The organism is Psychrobacter sp. CX16 (assembly GCF_057396245.1).
Genome location: NZ_JBXYJF010000044.1, coordinates 1 through 17,348 on the forward strand (window position 1 = coordinate 1; position 17,348 = coordinate 17,348).

The 17,348-nt window shown below is 42.8% G+C and carries 15 protein-coding genes; 9 read left to right on the forward strand and 6 right to left on the reverse strand.

Annotation, left to right across the window (positions count from 1 at the left end; all coding sequences use genetic code 11):
• A partial coding sequence (locus tag AC2SLM_RS12300) for an integrase core domain-containing protein (RefSeq protein WP_486551188.1) occupies window positions 1-235 on the forward strand: 235 nt, incomplete at its 5' end.
• A 100-nt stretch (window positions 236-335) separates the two neighbouring features.
• Here the strand turns inward: AC2SLM_RS12300 and AC2SLM_RS12305 are convergent.
• Both AC2SLM_RS12305 and nfuA read right to left on the reverse strand, forming a co-directional pair.
• A complete protein-coding gene (locus AC2SLM_RS12305; RefSeq protein WP_486543664.1) occupies window positions 336-1,655 on the reverse strand; it encodes an O-acetylhomoserine aminocarboxypropyltransferase/cysteine synthase family protein in 1,320 nt (439 codons plus the stop codon).
• 206 nt (window positions 1,656-1,861) lie between these two features.
• Complete coding sequence (gene nfuA / locus AC2SLM_RS12310; RefSeq protein WP_486543665.1) at window positions 1,862-2,512, reverse strand: Fe-S biogenesis protein NfuA; 651 nt, start codon at window positions 2,510-2,512, stop codon at window positions 1,862-1,864.
• 353 nt (window positions 2,513-2,865) lie between these two features.
• Here nfuA and paeA point away from each other — a divergent pair, with 353 nt between their 5' ends.
• The 6 genes from paeA (at window position 2,866) to AC2SLM_RS12340 (ending at window position 10,417) form a co-directional block, all read left to right on the forward strand.
• Window positions 2,866-4,140, forward strand: a complete 1,275-nt coding sequence (paeA, locus tag AC2SLM_RS12315) for a polyamine export protein PaeA (RefSeq protein ID WP_486543679.1) — start codon at window positions 2,866-2,868, stop codon at window positions 4,138-4,140.
• A 348-nt stretch (window positions 4,141-4,488) separates the two neighbouring features.
• Window positions 4,489-5,490 carry an EamA family transporter RarD gene (gene rarD / locus AC2SLM_RS12320; protein WP_486543666.1) on the forward strand — a complete coding sequence of 334 codons (1,002 nt, stop codon included), beginning with the start codon at window positions 4,489-4,491 and terminating at the stop codon, window positions 5,488-5,490.
• Between the two features lie 231 nt (window positions 5,491-5,721).
• Window positions 5,722-6,351: a glutathione S-transferase family protein gene (locus tag AC2SLM_RS12325; RefSeq protein ID WP_486554183.1), complete on the forward strand. Its 630-nt coding sequence runs from the start codon at window positions 5,722-5,724 to the stop codon at window positions 6,349-6,351.
• A gap of 363 nt (window positions 6,352-6,714) precedes the next feature.
• Window positions 6,715-7,815 carry a bifunctional nicotinamide-nucleotide adenylyltransferase/Nudix hydroxylase gene (locus tag AC2SLM_RS12330; protein ID WP_486554185.1) on the forward strand — a complete coding sequence of 367 codons (1,101 nt, stop codon included), beginning with the start codon at window positions 6,715-6,717 and terminating at the stop codon, window positions 7,813-7,815.
• Window positions 7,816-7,964: 149 nt separating this feature from the next.
• Window positions 7,965-9,362, forward strand: coding sequence for a nicotinate phosphoribosyltransferase (locus AC2SLM_RS12335; RefSeq protein WP_486554187.1), 1,398 nt, complete (start codon window positions 7,965-7,967; stop codon window positions 9,360-9,362).
• Between the two features lie 266 nt (window positions 9,363-9,628).
• Complete coding sequence (locus AC2SLM_RS12340; RefSeq protein WP_486554189.1) at window positions 9,629-10,417, forward strand: SGNH/GDSL hydrolase family protein; 789 nt, start codon at window positions 9,629-9,631, stop codon at window positions 10,415-10,417.
• Window positions 10,418-10,471: 54 nt separating this feature from the next.
• Here AC2SLM_RS12340 and AC2SLM_RS12345 read toward each other — a convergent pair whose 3' ends face one another.
• The 3 genes from AC2SLM_RS12345 to AC2SLM_RS12355 all read right to left on the reverse strand — a co-directional run bounded on the left by AC2SLM_RS12345 (window position 10,472) and on the right by AC2SLM_RS12355 (window position 13,426).
• The gene (locus AC2SLM_RS12345; RefSeq protein WP_486543671.1) at window positions 10,472-10,942 is read right to left on the reverse strand and encodes a DUF2127 domain-containing protein; all 471 of its coding nucleotides are present in this window, start codon (window positions 10,940-10,942) and stop codon (window positions 10,472-10,474) included.
• Entirely contained in the window at window positions 10,935-12,086 is a 1,152-nt protein-coding gene (locus tag AC2SLM_RS12350) for a dihydroorotase (protein ID WP_486554191.1), read from the reverse strand. The genes AC2SLM_RS12345 and AC2SLM_RS12350 overlap by 8 nt, the downstream gene beginning before the upstream one ends.
• A 266-nt stretch (window positions 12,087-12,352) precedes the next feature.
• Entirely contained in the window at window positions 12,353-13,426 is a 1,074-nt protein-coding gene (locus tag AC2SLM_RS12355; protein WP_486554192.1) for an aspartate carbamoyltransferase catalytic subunit, read from the reverse strand.
• A 523-nt stretch (window positions 13,427-13,949) separates the two neighbouring features.
• Between AC2SLM_RS12355 and AC2SLM_RS12360 the strand changes: the two genes are divergently transcribed.
• On the forward strand, window positions 13,950-14,951 hold the full coding sequence (locus AC2SLM_RS12360; RefSeq protein ID WP_486554194.1) for a class 1 fructose-bisphosphatase: 1,002 nt from the start codon (window positions 13,950-13,952) through the stop codon (window positions 14,949-14,951).
• Window positions 14,952-15,143: 192 nt separating this feature from the next.
• A complete protein-coding gene (locus tag AC2SLM_RS12365; RefSeq protein ID WP_486554195.1) occupies window positions 15,144-15,980 on the forward strand; it encodes a TrmH family RNA methyltransferase in 837 nt (278 codons plus the stop codon).
• 161 nt (window positions 15,981-16,141) lie between these two features.
• Here the strand turns inward: AC2SLM_RS12365 and tuf are convergent, their stop codons facing one another.
• Window positions 16,142-17,332, reverse strand: coding sequence for an elongation factor Tu (tuf, locus tag AC2SLM_RS12370; protein WP_486543348.1), 1,191 nt, complete (start codon window positions 17,330-17,332; stop codon window positions 16,142-16,144).
• Window positions 17,333-17,348: the final 16 nt, after the last annotated feature.

Here is a 17,348-nt window from a genome sequence, read left to right on the forward strand (position 1 = left end):
GAACAACATTAGACCGTCTATGACAGATGGCTATGACTGTTATCAAAATGCTTTAGCTGAACGCGTTAATGGCATTTTAAAGGATGAGTTTTTAATTCATCAGTGTAATACGTTAGATGAGCTAAGAGTGCTCGTTGATGAGTCGGTTTATATTTATAATCATATGAGACCGCATTTGAGTTTGAATATGAGAACGCCTTTCGAGTTTCATCAAAGTTATGGGTGTTCTGCATAGAAAAAACCAGATACACGGGGTATCTGGCTTGTTTTAAATCATCAACCTATTTTAGGACGAGACAGACTATAAAAAAAAGAGTAGTTATTAGCTTAAAAATTTACGCTTTTGCTAACGCCTGCTTTAAGTCGGCTTTGATATCGTCAATATGCTCGATACCGATTGATAAACGAACCATATCATCGCTTACGCCAGCCTTAGCCAGCTCTTCTTCATTTAACTGACGATGCGTGGTGGTCGCAGGATGGCTGGCCAGTGATTTTGCATCACCAATATTTACCAGACGCGTGATTAGGTTTAGCGCATCGATAAATCGTGCGCCTGCTTCACGCCCGCCTTTAACACCAAAAGTCAGAATAGACGACGGAGTCCCTTTCATATATTTTTGTGCAAGTGCGTGGTCCGGATGATCAGACAAGCCCGCATATTTTACCCAAGCTACTTTATCATGGCTCTTCAAATACTCAGCGACGGCTTGCGCATTCTCAACATGACGCTCCATACGCAGGCCTAATGTCTGAATACCTTGTAAAATACTAAATGCATTAAGCGGGCTTAACGCCGCACCCGTATTACGTAGCGGAGCCACACGAGCTCGCGCGATATAAGCAGCAGCGCCCACATCTTTTACAAAATTTACGCCATGATAGCTGATATCGGGCTCGTTTAGTAATGGGAAACGCTCAGGATAATCGCCCCAGTTAAACTTGCCACTATCAACAATCGCACCACCGATTGACGTACCCGTACCGCTCATATACTTGGTCAACGAATGAACCACGATATCGGCACCATGCTCAAACGGGCGGCATAATGCTGGTGTCGCTACCGTGTTATCAATCACAACCGGCACCCCATATTCGTGTGCAATATCGGCAACGGTTTGGATATCAATTATATTACCCAGTGGATTACCGATACTCTCCGCAAACACCATCTTAGTCTTATCATCGACCAAATCTCGGATGGCTTCTGGATTTTGATAATCGAAGAAACGTACTTCGATACCTTGACGCGGTAACGTGTGTGCAAAGAAATTATAGGTACCGCCATAAAGGGTCGATACGGCAACGATGTTATCGCCCGCTTCACAAATGGTCTGTACCGCATAGGTGATAGCTGCCATACCTGATGCCACCGCTAATGCCCCAATACCACCTTCTAAAGCTGCAACGCGCTCTTCAAGTACGGCATTGGTTGGGTTCATAATTCGGGTGTAGATATTGCCTTCAACTTTTAAGTCAAATAAATCTGCACCATGCTGGGTATCATCAAAGGCATACGAGCTGGTGTGATAAATTGGCACAGCAACCGCTTTGGTCGTTGGCTCTACTGTATAGCCGGCATGGATTGATAGAGTTTCTAGACGGTGATTATTATTGTTATTTTCTGGGCTATCTAAAGGGTCATTATGACTCATAGTGTATCCTTAGCTTATTGATAAATGAGAGTGAACCGTAATATGGGGTTAATATTTAGGCACGTTATCGTGCTCTTGAGCAACAGCGCATTTATGATTTAACGTAAGTCATAAAAAAAGCTGAACCATCTAATGATAGTTCAGCTGTTCTATAAAGTCTATTTTTACAATCTAACTTTATTTTTGGTACCTAACGTATTTATAACCTATTTGTAATAAGCATTTTCAGTACGCGTATGGTCAGTATCATCCACAACCTGAGTCAGTTCAGGAATTTGCTGTTTTAGCTGAACTTCTACGCCTTGACGTAAAGTCATATCAACTGCCGAACAGCCCTGACAACCACCACCGAATTTTAGTACTGCCGTTAGGCCAACGCCTTCTTCTTCAATTAGCTCAAGCAACTGTACGTCACCGCCATGGGCAGCAAGACTTGGATTAATCTCTGACTGTAAAACGTAGTTGATACGCTCTTCAACGCTGGCATCCGCGCCAACTTTAGGCACTTTTGAGTTCGGTGCGCGGAAAGTTAACTGACCACCAAAACGATCTTTATTATAGTCGATAACCGCATCTTCTAAATAAGGCACCGATGAGGCCTCAATATAAGCTGTGAAGTCTTCAAACGGCATCTGTAAATCAGCTTCATCTTCTTCACCTGGCTGGTTATAAGCCATACAGCATTCAGCACGCGGTGTACCTGGATGTTCAACAAAAATACGCACACCAATACCTGGCGTTTCTTGTTTTGCCAATAATTCAGCTAGATAACCTTGCGCAGATTCTGTAATAGTAATATTGCTTTTGATATCCGTTTGATCGATATCAAGGGCAGAAGTTTGAGCGGTATCAGTCATATCATGACCTCTTTTATTATGAGAATTTAATGGGCTTAAAACCGGTATGTATCCGTCAATATTTATTGTCAAAATAATAACATGTCAGCCGAATAAAGCAGAGTCTGAGTTTTAAACCTTGATACCCCCATTATGGTGTTGATAATAAATTAATCAAGCCAAATAATGAGAAAAGATACGCAATCACGCCACTCTGCTACTTATCTTTAAGCTTAATATCACAATATGTAATATAATACTTAGTCTTTAAAATATAATGTCTTTTCCCTGCCCAATCCCCCATACAAAAGGCGATAACGCTTCCTGCGCTCGCTTTTGTGCAGCAATCTTGCTTAGATTCAGAGTTTATTATCATGAGCTTATTTAGTGCGGTCATTTCTATTTTTTTATTAATAGCGTTAAGTGCTGTCGTCTCAAGCTCCGAGCTTGCGCTTGCCTCTGCCCGTAAAATTAAATTACAAATTTTGGCCAAAGAAGGCGAAGTGCGTGCACTTGATGTCCTCAATATGCAGCAAAATCCGGGCAGCTTTATCACTGTGGTACAGGTCGCCTTAAATGCAGTGGCTATTTTGGCCGGTGTCATTGGTGAGTCTGCTATTAGCCCCTATCTGTATGCGATTATCGGTAACGAGGCTTTGTCGTCTGTCCTATCGTTTATTATCGTCACCAGCGTCTTTGTATTATTCGCCGACTTGATGCCCAAACGTTTTGCCATGACCTATGCCGAGCCCATTGCCATTCGTATGGTTCGCCCAATGATGATGCTTATCTTCATATTTAAGCCACTAATTTGGGTGTTCGATGGTGCTGCTGACTTGCTATTTAAACTGCTGGGTATCTCAACCGTACGTAGCGATGATATGACCTCAGAGGATATCTATGCGGTGATGGATGCGGGTGCTGAAGCCGGTGTATTAAAGCAGCAAGAACATCATTTGATTGCCAATATCTTTGAGATGCAAGAGCGCACGGTCACCTCGGTAATGACCACGCGAGAATATATCTTGTACTTTGACTCTAATGAAAGTCACGACACCATCGTTGAAACCATGATTCGGGAGCCGCATCATAAGTTTTTGGTCTGTCTTGAGGATGATTTAGAGCAAACCATCGGGTATGTCGAATCACGTGCCTTTTTGGCGATGGTTTTGCAAAAAGAAGAAGTGCGCTTAACCGACTCTAGTATCTTACGCACTGTGCTGTTTATTCCAGATACGCTGACCCTATTTGATGTATTAGAGACCTTTAAAACTACCGGTTCAGACTTTGCAGTTATCGTCAATGAATATGCTTTAGTGGTCGGTGTAATCACCCTAAAAGATGTGATGAGTATCGTGATGGGAGAACTTGTCACCATTGATGAGCAGCCCATTGTACAACGTACCGAAAACTCATGGCTTGTCGATGGTATGACCCCAATTGAAGACGTTATTCGCACTTTGGAGATTATAAACTTGCCAAACTCTGAAAATTATGAAACCATAAGTGGGTTCATGATGTATATGCTACGCAAAATTCCTAAAAAAACCGATGTTATCGAACATGCCGGTTTTAAATTTGAAATCCTAGATACTGAGAATTTAAAAATTAATCAGTTACTGGTAACAAGACTCGAAGAAGAAGTCTAAGCTTAATTGCTATGCATTTGATTTATGAGTATTTAGCCTATATATATTTACTCTATAAGATTTACTCCATAAGCAATACAGACAATATTCTTATAGATAGAACGACTCAGCAACATCCTGCTAAGCTTTTATAATCATCCTGATTAGCCTGGCTTAGCTTTATGTAAAACTCTAAAACGTCTTCTCGACGACGTAATCTTTAAACAGTCACTCACATACCAAAACAAAAGTGTCGCCTTTTATGGCGAGAATCAGTCCTGCACCGCTTCAGCCTATATCGCTCTAGCGCAGGCTTTACCCCACTTTTGCATTTAGCTTTTGGTATGCCTATTTTTATGGTGCATTGTTATGTCTAGAAATGTATTTGCAACGCGTACACAACAGCTGCCCTTGGCCTCTTTTTGGGCATCTATTGATGCAAAGCAACGCACAATGATTGTAGGTGTTATGTTTGCTATTGCGTCTAACGTATTATTCGCCATCTTATATTTTTATAGTAATTTATTGCAGCCGCTAACCGGTACGCAGGTGTTTATCTGGCGTATGTTGACCATGTGGATTGCACTGGTTAGTTTTGTGCTTATCAGAGGTCGCCTTAGTTATCATCTAAATGTTCTAAAGCAGTTAAATACGCCTAAGCAGTTAGCTTGGCTGCTGCTACCTACCCCGATATTTTTTAGCCAATTATGGCTGTTTATGTGGGCGCCTGTGAATGGCCAAGGGGTGCAAGTGGCGATGGGCTATTTCCTATTCCCGCTGATGATGGTGCTGTTCGGCTTCGTGTTTTTTAAAGAGCGCTTAAGTAAATTGCAGTGGGCAGCGGTCGGCTTTGCCATGGTCGGTATCGCGATGGAGATGATGCGCACCCAAAGTATCTCATGGGCAACGCTATGGGTGTGCGGCACTTATCCTATTTATTATATTATGCGCCGATTACAGGGTATTACTGCAATGACTGGGATGCTCGTTGATTTGACCTTGTTTTTGCCTATTGCCATCGGCTACCTTATTTTTGTGGCGCCAAGTAATTTAACCTTAATTGCAGGTTCTGGCGTTATGATGCTATTGGTCGCAAGCCTTGGTGTCTTAAGTATATTGGCTCTAAAGACCAATCTAGATGCCAGTCAAATGCTACCCGTAAACGTCTTTGGCATGATGAGCTATCTTGAGCCGATATTATTATTCTTCTTAGCCATCACGCTACTAGGCGATAGCTTTGAGATGGGCATGCTCTATAGCTACGGTCTGATTTGGGTAGGTATTATGTTTTTAATGGCGCATGCGGTGCGTCAACTGCGTGCTAATAGAAGAAATACCAAACCTTGGCTTAAAGGCGCGCGCGTTAACTAAAACTTTAATGCTACGTAGAGCATACCTAATATCACACAATCGTATTGAATTTAAGCAAGGCAGTTACTAGACTAAACTGTCTTGCTTTTTTTATGGCGCTATCCTTATTTTGTACCGACATGCTGGTATGAAACGTTATGGTTAATAGCCAATATGCCTTTAAAAAAGCAACCTTCACTATAAGAATAAAACAAACCTATATTCACTTAAATTAAAATAGCGGAGTTGATTATGAAGTTATATATTTTACCAGGTGCTTGCTCATTTGTTCCTCACACAGCGCTTGAGTGGGCAGGTGCGGATTATGAATTAGAGATTATGGATCGTGACTCTCTTAAGTCTGATGAATATCTACGTATCAATCCGCAAGGTAGTGTGCCAGCTGTAGTAGAAGGCGATACCGTCGTTACCCAAAACGTTGCAGTACAAACCTATATTGACGCGCGCTATCCTGAAGCACATATCTTCGGTAATACCGACACGCCAGCGGCAAAAGCAGAGATTATCCATTGGTTGGCTTTCTTAAATGCAGACGTGCATAAAGGCTTTGCACCACTGTTTGGTCCAGATAACTTTGTGAGTGATAGCAGTGCGCAACAGGAGATGACGACTAAAGCTAAGCAAAAACTTGTCAAAATGCTAGGTATTGCAAACGAGCAATTAGGCAAACAAGATTATCTAACCGGCACTAAGAGTACTGCTGATTTATATCTGTATGTCATCCTGCGCTGGTCGAAAAACTTTGAGTTAGACTTATTAAGCTACGACAACTTTAATCCATTTATCAGCCGTATAGAGTCTGATGAGAGCGTAACCGAAGTCTTACGTCAAGAAGACTTAGAAAAAATCGGCTCTCTATAAACCTTAGCGCTGAATAATCAAAAAGCTTTGGCTTAGAAACCTAAAATCTAAAAAGAGCCTCTTCTAGATGCTAGAATAGGCTCTTTTATTATGCTTAAAGAGTCACAAAAGCATAATATTAACCGCATTTATACGTTTGCATACTTATTATTTATTGTCATCTACCCTCTAGCTGTGTCAGTATGTGAGGTTATTATTCGCCAGCTTTTGTTTTGAAGTGACAAATATATCTGCATAAATAATTATTAAATAAAGGTCTATCAACATTTATTTAATTCGAGCACTTTAAAACTGTTAGTGATAAAAATACATTAAATAAGGTCATCTTTACCTTTGAAGATGACCATTGCAGGAGCCGATATAATGAGTGTGTTACCCGAACGTAGCCCTATTGAATCAGACACCAATTATGATACCGACACTCAAAATGAGCATCCAGCGCCTTCCGCTGACCGCCGTTATAAATACCTTGTGTTTATTGGTCGTTTTCAGCCGTTTCATCTAGGGCATAAAGCCGTTGTCGATGAGGCGTTAAAACGCGCAGACAATGTGATTATGCTCATTGGTTCGGCTAACCTGCCACGTAGTTTACGTAATCCATTTAGCGTTGAAGAACGTGCGCAAATGATTCGAGGGGCTTATTCAGAAGAAGATGCTGCCCGTATCCACTGTGTCGGTCTTGATGACGCGCTTTATAATGACACGCGCTGGCTACAATGCGTACAGCAATCTGTGCGCTCAGTAACGCATGATTTAAATGCCGATATCGCGCTTATTGGTCACTCTAAAGACAGCTCGTCATACTATCTATCTTTATTCCCAAATTGGCAGTCTATCTCTGTCCCCAACTATAAGAGCCTTTCTGCGACGCCAATCCGTGAAGGTTATCTGATGGGTGCTACCCCAACAGGTGAGCGCACGCCTGCCTCCACCCGTGAAGTGTTAGAGCAGTTTAAACAAACCGATGACTATACCCAACTGCATGAAGAAGCATGGTTTGTTGATAACTATAAGAAGCAGTGGCAAGACACGCCTTATCCGCCAACCTTTATGACCGCAGATGCAGTGGTGGTTCAATCAGGTCATATCTTATTGGTAGAGCGCCGTAGTATGCCAGGTCGTGGACTTTGGGCATTACCGGGCGGCTTTGTCGATCAAAAAGAAACCTTATTTGATGCCTGTATTCGAGAGCTTCGAGAAGAGACCCGCCTAAAAGTACCAGAGCCTGTATTACGTGGTTCACGTCATTCACAGCATACCTTTGATGATCCATACCGCTCAGCACGGGGTCGTACCATTACTCAAGCCTTTTATTTCCAGTTAAAGAATGATGCCAATGGCCTGCCCAAGGTAAAAGGTGGCGACGATGCGGCCAAAGCATTTTGGCTGCCGCTAGCTGAGCTTGATCCAAAAAGAATGTTTGAAGATCACTACGCCATTATCACCAAAATGGTCGGCTTATAATTATTAATTTTTCGCCCGAGCTGATAGACAGCAAGGGCTTTTTAGCCCCGCTTGGTCCTACCAGACAAGAGAGGCTTATGAAACTACCTTTAGGCTATCAATGCGATGCCTAACAGGGGTTCATTCCACCAAAGCAGAGGAGTTCTGTGATGTACACTGGTAACTTTAACAACTTAATCTTAAATTCTGACAGCTATAAAACCTCACACTGGTTGCAATATCCGCCAGGTAGTGAGTATATGTCAAGCTATGTCGAGGCCCGTAAGGGTGACTATGATGTGGTCTTTTTTGGCCTGCAAGCCTTTATCAAAGACTATCTAAAAGACCCGATTACCTTTGCTCATATCGATGAAGCCGAAGCGGTCATCAAAGCACACGGATTACCCTTTAACCGTGCCGGCTGGGAGCGTTTGGTCGAAAAACACGGCGGCTACTTGCCGATTCGTATTCAAGCCGTTCCTGAAGGCAGTATCGTACCGGTATCCAATGTGGTTTGTCAGATTATCAATACTGATCCTGAGTTTTACTGGCTACCAAGCTATCTAGAGACCTCATTGCTACGAGCAATTTGGTACCCCTCTACGGTGGCGAGCCTATCTTACTACTGCAAAAATGTGATTAAAGCGGCTTTAGAGAAGTCAGCAGACAGTAGCGCGGGCTTGCCCTTTAAGCTGCATGACTTTGGCGCACGAGGTGCTTCTAGTATGGAAACCGTTGCTCTAGGAAGCTTGGCGCATTTGGTCAACTTCTCAGGCACAGATAGCATGAGTGCTCTGGTCGCTGCAAGCCGCTGGTATGGTATGGATAAAGAGATGCTTGCCTTCTCAATCCCAGCTGCTGAGCACAGCACCATGACCGCATGGGGCCGTGACCATGAGAAAGAAGCCTTTGCTAATATGCTAGAGCAATTTGGCGGTAAAGGTCAAACCGTTGCAGTCGTCTCTGACAGCTATGACTTGTGGAACGCCATTGATAATATCTGGGGTGAAGAGCTTAAAGAGCAGATAGAAACTATGGGCGGTACCTTAGTGATTCGACCTGACAGTGGTGACCCTGCAAAAGTCGTCCGTGAAGCATTAGAACGCCTTGCGGTCAAATTTGGCTATACTGTTAATAGCAAAGGCTATAAAGTATTGCCTGATTATGTGCGCTTAATTCAAGGCGATGGTATCAGTCCGCAAAGCTTAGGCAAGATACTCAACACCATTATGCAAGCTGGTTTTAGCGCCGATAACGTCACCTTTGGTATGGGCGGCGGCTTACTACAGCAAGTCAATCGCGATACTATGAGTTGGGCAATGAAGGCCAGTGCGATTAAGATGAATGGCGAATGGAAAGAGATTTTCAAAGACCCTATCACTAGCCGCTCTAAACGCTCTAAAAAAGGCCGCTTGGCACTTATCGAGAATGAAAAAGGTAAACTGACCACCATTAAAGAAGATGCGTTAACCGATACGTCAAACAATCTACTACGTGACGTCTTCGTCGACGGCAAGCTGCTAGTAGATGATAGCTTAACGACTATTCGTCAACGTACAGGCTGGTAATTTAAATCATCTTTTTAGCTTATATACGGCTAATCGATAAAAAAGCCTCTGTTATCTTGGATAGCAGAGGCTTTTTATGATCTATATCTTTATAAGGCTTATATCCGGCCCTAAAGCCAAAAACTCAAGGTAGTAACGTAAGCAGTAATCTACTCTGTTGCTCACTGACTGAGAGTAGAATTGAATTAATGGTTGTGGCACACTGTTTTAAGCTTTATGAGACTTAATTTTTATATCCAAGCTCTTTATCCATCGCAGGCAAATCCATGATTCCACTACAGCCAAAAGACATTGCTCTCGCCCCTATTTATCTGTATCAAGGCCATAAACTAAAACGTACTGCGCTACGACTTCCAGAAGCAGAAGGTGAACGTCATGGCCGCTTAAGATTATCTGAAACTGAGGATTGTTCACAATCTGAAGGAGATGTCTTAAATCTAATGCTCGTCGGGGATTCTTCAGCGGCTGGTGTCGGCGTGGGTGTACAGCAAGAAGCATTAATGGGGCATCTGCTCAATCAGCTGCGCGACAATAGAGATATTCAGCAGAAATTTAGTGAGATTGATTGGTCGCTACATGCCACCTCAGGGCATACCAGTTTTGACGCGCTACGCCGCTTATATGTTCTGCCGATGCCAAAACATCATATTGATGTTATGGTAGTCATGGTCGGGGTAAATGATACAACCACTAATGTCGCGCCTAAAAAGTGGCAAACCCAGCTTAGAGATATTATTGAACTGGGTAAACGCAAATTTGGCGCCAAACATATTATTTTCCCATGTTTGCCACCGATGCAAAATATGCCAGCCATACCCAGTCCCTTAAATAAATTTTTGGGTAGTAAGGCTGATTTAATGAATGCGCATTTGCTTGAGGTGTGTGATGAGTATGATAACGTCTTAGCATTGCCTATTGAGTTTAAGAATACAGGGCTTAGCGCAGAGGAGTTATTCGCTGAAGATGGCTTCCACCCAAACTCCGTCGCGTACTCGTATTTAGCATTAAAGGTCGCGAAAAATATTGCAAAGCTTGTTAAGCTACAGATAGAGTGAGTGATATACAGTTATAGGCCATTTTTATAGAGGATAGGCCGTTATAAAAAGCTATTAGATTAGCCGCTTTTGCTTCATTTGACGATACACCACGACAACGACCAAGAGATTTAATAATAGAATGCCTAGCTTAAACCAATCAAAGGGACGCACGATTAGATAATAAACCTCTAACGGAATAAACAAACCATAGCCCAATACACTAAACCAGTAAGCCCACGTCTTATCATTCCATAAGCCATAAGCCTCGAAAAAGCGTAGACTGGCATACCCAATAATAATGAGCATAAATAGCTGCCAGTTCTCTGCACCGCGATGCGCCACACGCGTTAGGCTATCGACCTGTACGCTAAACAAGGTACCAAAGTGATTAATCCAAGCTTTGTTGGCAGAGTCTATAAATAACGACACGTCATTATGCCAAGCCCATAGAGCAAGAGCGGTAATCACCGCCCCTACCCCTTTAATGACTTCGTACGCCGTAACCGCTTTAATCGAACCACTAATCTGTGGCGATTCAATCAAAATATGTCTCCACTACTTTGCCTTGCAAGGTCTGATTCATAAACGGCGTGTTCTTACCTTTTGAAATCATAGACTCTGCTGTTACTTGCCATTCTTGGTTAGGATCAACCAACACTGCACCACCAATATCTTTATATTGTGCTTTGATACCCGCAATATGTGCTGGCGCCAGACAAATCTTATCCACTAATTGCTCTGGTGTTAACACACCATCACGTACCAGTTTGCAGCCCAATGCCATAAACGTATCGAAGTTTGAGATACCTGGAGTGGACTCTGCAAATGGGGCTTTTTTGGCAGAATCATTTAATGGCTCATGATGACTACAAATCGCATCGATAGTGCCGTCTTGCAGCCCTTTAAGCAGCGCTTTTTGGTCGGTATTACTACGCAGTGGCGGGATAACATAGGCCTGAGCATTAAAACCCTCTAAATCATCATCTGTCAGATGCAGCTGATGCATGGCCACATCGCAGGTTACCGGTAAGCCTTGGCTTTTGGCAAGTCTGATTAGGTTAACCGATGATTTACAAGAGATTTGGCTAAAGTGTGCAGCAATACCAGTTTCTTCTACCATCAACAATTGGGTCGATAGCGCTACCGTTTCTGCCAGCCAAGGAATACCTTGTAAGCCATGGAATGAGGCAATATAACCTTCATGAGCCACACCACCTGCGGACAGACTTGGCTCATCTGGGTAAAAGAATACTTTTAAATCAAAGGTCGCTGCGTACTCAAGGGTGCGCAGTAATACTAAGTCATTGGTAAAAGGACGACCCGCATTTGATACCGCAATACAGCCGCCTTGCTTTAGACCAGCGACGTTAGCAGGACGCTCGCCCTTTAGTCCAGCGGTCAATGCACCCAAGATATGCAAGTTAATACCACCATCTTGCTTGGCTCGCTCACGTAGACCTTTTAATAATGAACCATTTTCTAATACAGGGTTGGTATCTGGCGGAATAACCACATGCAAGAAGCCATTGGCACGCGCGGCATGTCCCTCTGTCTTTAGATTGCCGTGTTGCTGCTGACCTGGCTCACGCAAACGCGCACATAGGTCTACCAATGGCGGCAGTAGCCAGTGGTCTTTTTTTGTTTCGATATCAGGCTGAGTGAAGTCTTTTGGCAGTAGGTTTAGCATGATAAATCCAGTGTAATTTTAGTAATCAGTTAAATGAAAAGATAACAATTGTATCCTCGTTAATATCAAATCGCCGGTCTTAGAACCTGTATTCATAAGCTACAGTTAGGGTATTTTTAGAATAAAATCAGACAATACAAGGCAAAATTGGGTTGAATAGTCATTCTATTCGAGCCGAATTTTAACAAAGTAGTGGCTTGTTTTAGGCAAAAAGATCCAATTATAGCTTGTGAATACAGGTTCTTAAGCTCTATTTATCTAAAGACTTACGACCGAACTGCTTGCTTGGCCTGATATTCTCGTTGACCTTGCATTGCCATAGACAGCACTGCCATACGAATAGCAATACCGTTATTTACCTGTTTTAAAATCACTGACTGCGGACCATCTGCCACGCTAGATGCAATTTCGACACCGCGGTTCATTGGTCCTGGGTGCATCACTAGCGCATCCGGCTTAGCTTTGGCAACACGTTCAGGCGTAATGCCGTAGTTTTTGAAATACTCACTTGAAGCTGCCATGAGTGGTGAGCCAATACGCTCATTTTGAATACGCAGTCCCATTAATACATCACAATCGACAACGCCTTCGTCGATGTCTTCATAGACTTTAACACCGTAACGCTCGATACCCTTCGGCAATAACGTCCGTGGTGCAATCACACGAATCTCTTTAACACCAAGTGTTTTAAGCGCGCTAATATCTGAGCGGGCTACGCGAGAGTGTTTAATATCACCAATAATGGCCACGGTTAGCTCTTCAAAAGGACGCGGGGCTTCACGATAAATGGTCAGCATATCAAGCATGCCTTGAGTCGGATGCGCATGCCAACCATCACCGCCATTAATAATTGCAATCTCAGGGGTCACTTCCGTTGCCATAAAGTGCGCTGCACCCGAGGCCGAATGACGTACCACAAAGATATCAGCCGTCATCGCTTGTAGATTCCATAATGTATCACGTAGGCTTTCACCCTTTTGTGTGCTTGAACGGGCAATATCAATATTTAATACATTGGCACCCAAACGTTTTTCGGCAACCTCAAACGTAGTACGTGTTCGTGTTGACGGCTCAAAAAACAGATTCATCACCGTACAACCTTCAAGTTCAGGACGATTAATTAATTGCCCATTGTCATCAAAAAAACTTTCCGCTTTTGCAATAATAGCTTTTAACTGATTACGACTTAGCCCCTCAATACCTAAAAAATGACGAATATGACCATCATCATTTAACTGTGGCTTACTCAATGACGCATTGAGTCGAGATGTTGTGGAATCAAAGCCTTCATATTCAGCAGCTTTGTCGTCTTTATTATTGCTCTGGTTTAAGTCAGTCATGGCAGTTTGAGGCGTCCTTTATCATCAGGTAATCGTGGATGGAATCTCATGAACTATGAGTTATTAAATAACAGCTCTGCTGTCACTCACGTTTAGGGTCGTTTTGTCAGCTATTATAATAAAAGAGCACAAGAAATATTGCGCCGTTTTTGCTACACTTTGCGCAGCTTAATAAATCGCTTATCGCATCATTAATATTGCACAGTATCAGACAGATTGACGAATGTGTATAGTGTAGCCGATTTAACTTCATTCAAAAAGTAAGCGTTGTTAAATTTACATTACGCGTGCATTTCCTGCAGTCAGGCTAACTGTTATTTATCATTGGCATTTATTATCATGAATGCATAATGACATAAGCTCAAGACAGTATCTGTAGCATCAATAAAACAGCCGTAGATAAGATAACTATGCCACCTACTTTAGATTAAGTGATAATACGTTCAATCATTACAGCCTATTTTTTATAAGTGTAAGACAAGTTGATAAACCTCAAAGCCGTTACCCATTAAAGGACATCCCAATGACCACACTTAGTGAATACTTCCAAAATAAAAATAATGCCAATCAAGCCGCTGTCATTGATGTGATTAATACCATAACCGCAGTCGGTAAAGAAATTACTGACTTACTGCGTAAAGGCGCGCTAGCTGACATCCATGGTGAAGCCGGTGCTGAAAACGTACAGGGTGAGCAGCAGAAAAAGCTAGACGTTATCGCAAACGACTTGCTGTTAGATGCTTTAACGGCAAACCAGCATTGTGCCGGTGTGGCCAGTGAAGAACTAGATGACGCAACCCCTGCTAATAAAGAAGGTGAATTGCTTGTTTTGTTTGATCCACTTGATGGGTCATCAAATATCGATATCAATATGCCTACTGGTACCATATTTTCAATATTGCCCGTTACCAATAAAGGTCAAGCCGTTCAAAATGTAGACTTTTTGCAAAAAGGTACGAAGCAGCTAGCAGCCGGTTATTTACTGTATGGCTCATCAGCCATGCTGGCATTCACTTTTGCAGATTCATTAGACACAGACAATGATGGCGTCGTGATGTTCAGCCTTGACCCAACCACCGGCGAATTTGTGTTGGTAAAAAAGAACATCATAATCGATGCGGATACCAAAGAATATGCCATTAATGCTTCTAACGCGCGTCATTGGTTGCCACCTATGCAGCAATATATCAATGAACTATTAGCTGGTACGACTGGCCCACGTGGTAAAGATTTTAATACCCGCTGGGTCGCTGCTATGGTCGGCGATGTGCACCGTATCTTATGCCGTGGTGGTATCTTTATTTATCCAAAAGACACCAAAGATCCAAATAAAGCCGGTAAACTGCGCTTGATGTATGAAGCCAACCCTATGAGCCTCCTTATTGAACGTGCAGGCGGTGCTTCGACAGACGCAGTCAATCGTATTATGGATTATGAGCCAACCGATATTCATCAACGTGTGGCGGTTGTACTTGGTGCAAAAAACGAAGTTGAACATGTACAAAAACTGCATCAAAACAGTTAATTAAATTAGCCGTAATGTGTTTTGTATTTACCTATCCAAAAAGCCAAACTGGTGTAGTTTGGCTTTTTTATTTCGTCTTAATAGCGGTATAGTGAATAAGGTATGTTACTCTACTGTCCTATACCTCTTTTCTATATAACCTGAAACAAGTCCCATATAAACAATCTAATAGTTAAATCAAACGAGCAAATAATGACCGATATCATCACCAATAAGTTTTCGAACAACCCTGTTATCACCTCAGACAAAAACCCAACCGCTAAACTTGCTAAAGCTCTGCTAAACCAATCAAGACAACGCAAAAAATCGGGGCAAACTGTCCTTGAAGGCGTTCATCTTATTGAAGCTGCGCTGCAGGCAGACTTTCTTCCAGAGCAAATTATCATCTCTTATACTGGTTTATCGCATCCCGAAGTTCAGGAATTATTAAGCTCTTTAAGTAGCTATAACCTTGAGAATAAACTCACCGTGGTTAGTGATAGCGTTTATGAAGGCATTACCACACTTGGCAATGGTGTTGAGATTATGGCCATTGTGAATGTCCCCCAACATGACCTACAAGCATTACGCTCTCCTATTACTACCGACTGTCTAATCCTAAATGATGTACAGGACAATGGTAATGTAGGCACCTTATTGCGTACAGCCGCAGCGGTCGGTATCAAGACCATTATTTGCACCAAAGGCAGTGCTCAAGCTTGGTCACCAAAGACTATGCGTGCCGGTATGGGTGCTCAGTTTGGTTTAACCATTTATGAAGGTGTTGAGGCCGATGAAGTATTGGCTTATCTGCGTGTTCCTGTTTTTGCGACCAGCTCACATACCGATAACATCATCTATAAGCAAAATCTAAACCGTCCTGTGGCTTGGGTGATGGGTCATGAAGGTCAAGGCGTTTGTGAAGATATCATGAAGCTTGCAACCCCAGTTGCACTACCTCAACCTAACGGTCAAGAAAGCCTAAATGTAGCGATTGCCGGTGCATTATGTATGTATGAAACACTGCGTCAAAGAGAATATGCAGATTAGGTTGTATTAGACTAAGATAAACTATAAAAAAAGGGTGCGATTAAATTTAATCGCACCCTTTTTTAGTTATTGGAGAAGCTATTATTTAAGTACTAGCTACAAAAAAACCGTCTCAAATGAGACGGTTTTTTAGCTTTACGCTGTATTAAGGATTAAAGATATTAGTCTTTAACGCTAGCAACAACACCCGCACCTACAGTACGGCCACCTTCGCGAATTGCGAAACGTAAACCTTTGTCCATAGCGATTGGGTGGATTAGCTCTACGCTCATCTCAACGTTATCGCCTGGCATTACCATTTCAGTACCGTCTTGTAATGAGATAGCACCCGTTACGTCAGTAGTACGGAAGTAGAACTGTGGACGGTAACCATTTAGGAATGGCGTGTGACGACCACCTTCTTCTTTTGATAGTACGTATACTTCTGCGTCAAACTTGGTGTGTGGAGTGATTGAACCTGGCTTAGCAAGTACTTGACCACGTTGTACGTCTTCACGCTTAGTACCACGTAATAGTACACCACAGTTCTCACCAGCACGACCTTCGTCTAGTAACTTACGGAACATCTCGATACCAGTACACGTCGTCTTTTGAGTATCACGAATACCAACAATTTCGATTTCGTCACCAACACGTACTACACCAGACTCAACACGGCCAGTTACAACAGTACCACGACCTGAGATTGAGAATACGTCTTCGATTGGCATTAGGAATGCTTTGTCAACGTCACGCTCTGGTTCTGGGATGTAAGTGTCTAGAGTTTCTAGTAGTTCGATAACTGCTGGCTCACCATACTTACCGTCGTTACCATTTAGAGCTTCTAGTGCAGAACCTTTGATGATTGGGGTGTCATCACCTGGGAAGTCGTAGTCAGAAAGTAATTCACGTACTTCCATTTCTACTAGCTCAAGTAATTCTTCGTCATCAACCATGTCACATTTGTTCATGAATACGATGATGTATGGTACGCCAACCTGACGTGATAACAAGATGTGCTCACGTGTCTGTGGCATTGGGCCGTCAGTAGCAGATACTACTAGAATAGCGCCGTCCATCTGTGCCGCACCAGTAATCATGTTTTTAACATAGTCAGCGTGACCTGGGCAGTCTACGTGTGCGTAGTGACGTGCTTCAGTGTCATACTCAATGTGTGAGGTGTTAATGGTAATACCACGTGCTTTTTCTTCTGGTGCTGAGTCAATTGACGCGTAGTCTTTTGCTTCGCCGCCTGAAGTTTTAGCAGCGACAGTTGCGATAGCAGCTGTTAGTGTGGTTTTACCGTGGTCAACGTGACCGATGGTACCAACGTTAACGTGCGGTTTGTTACGTTCAAACTTGGCCTTTGCCATGTGTGTGTCCTCTTTT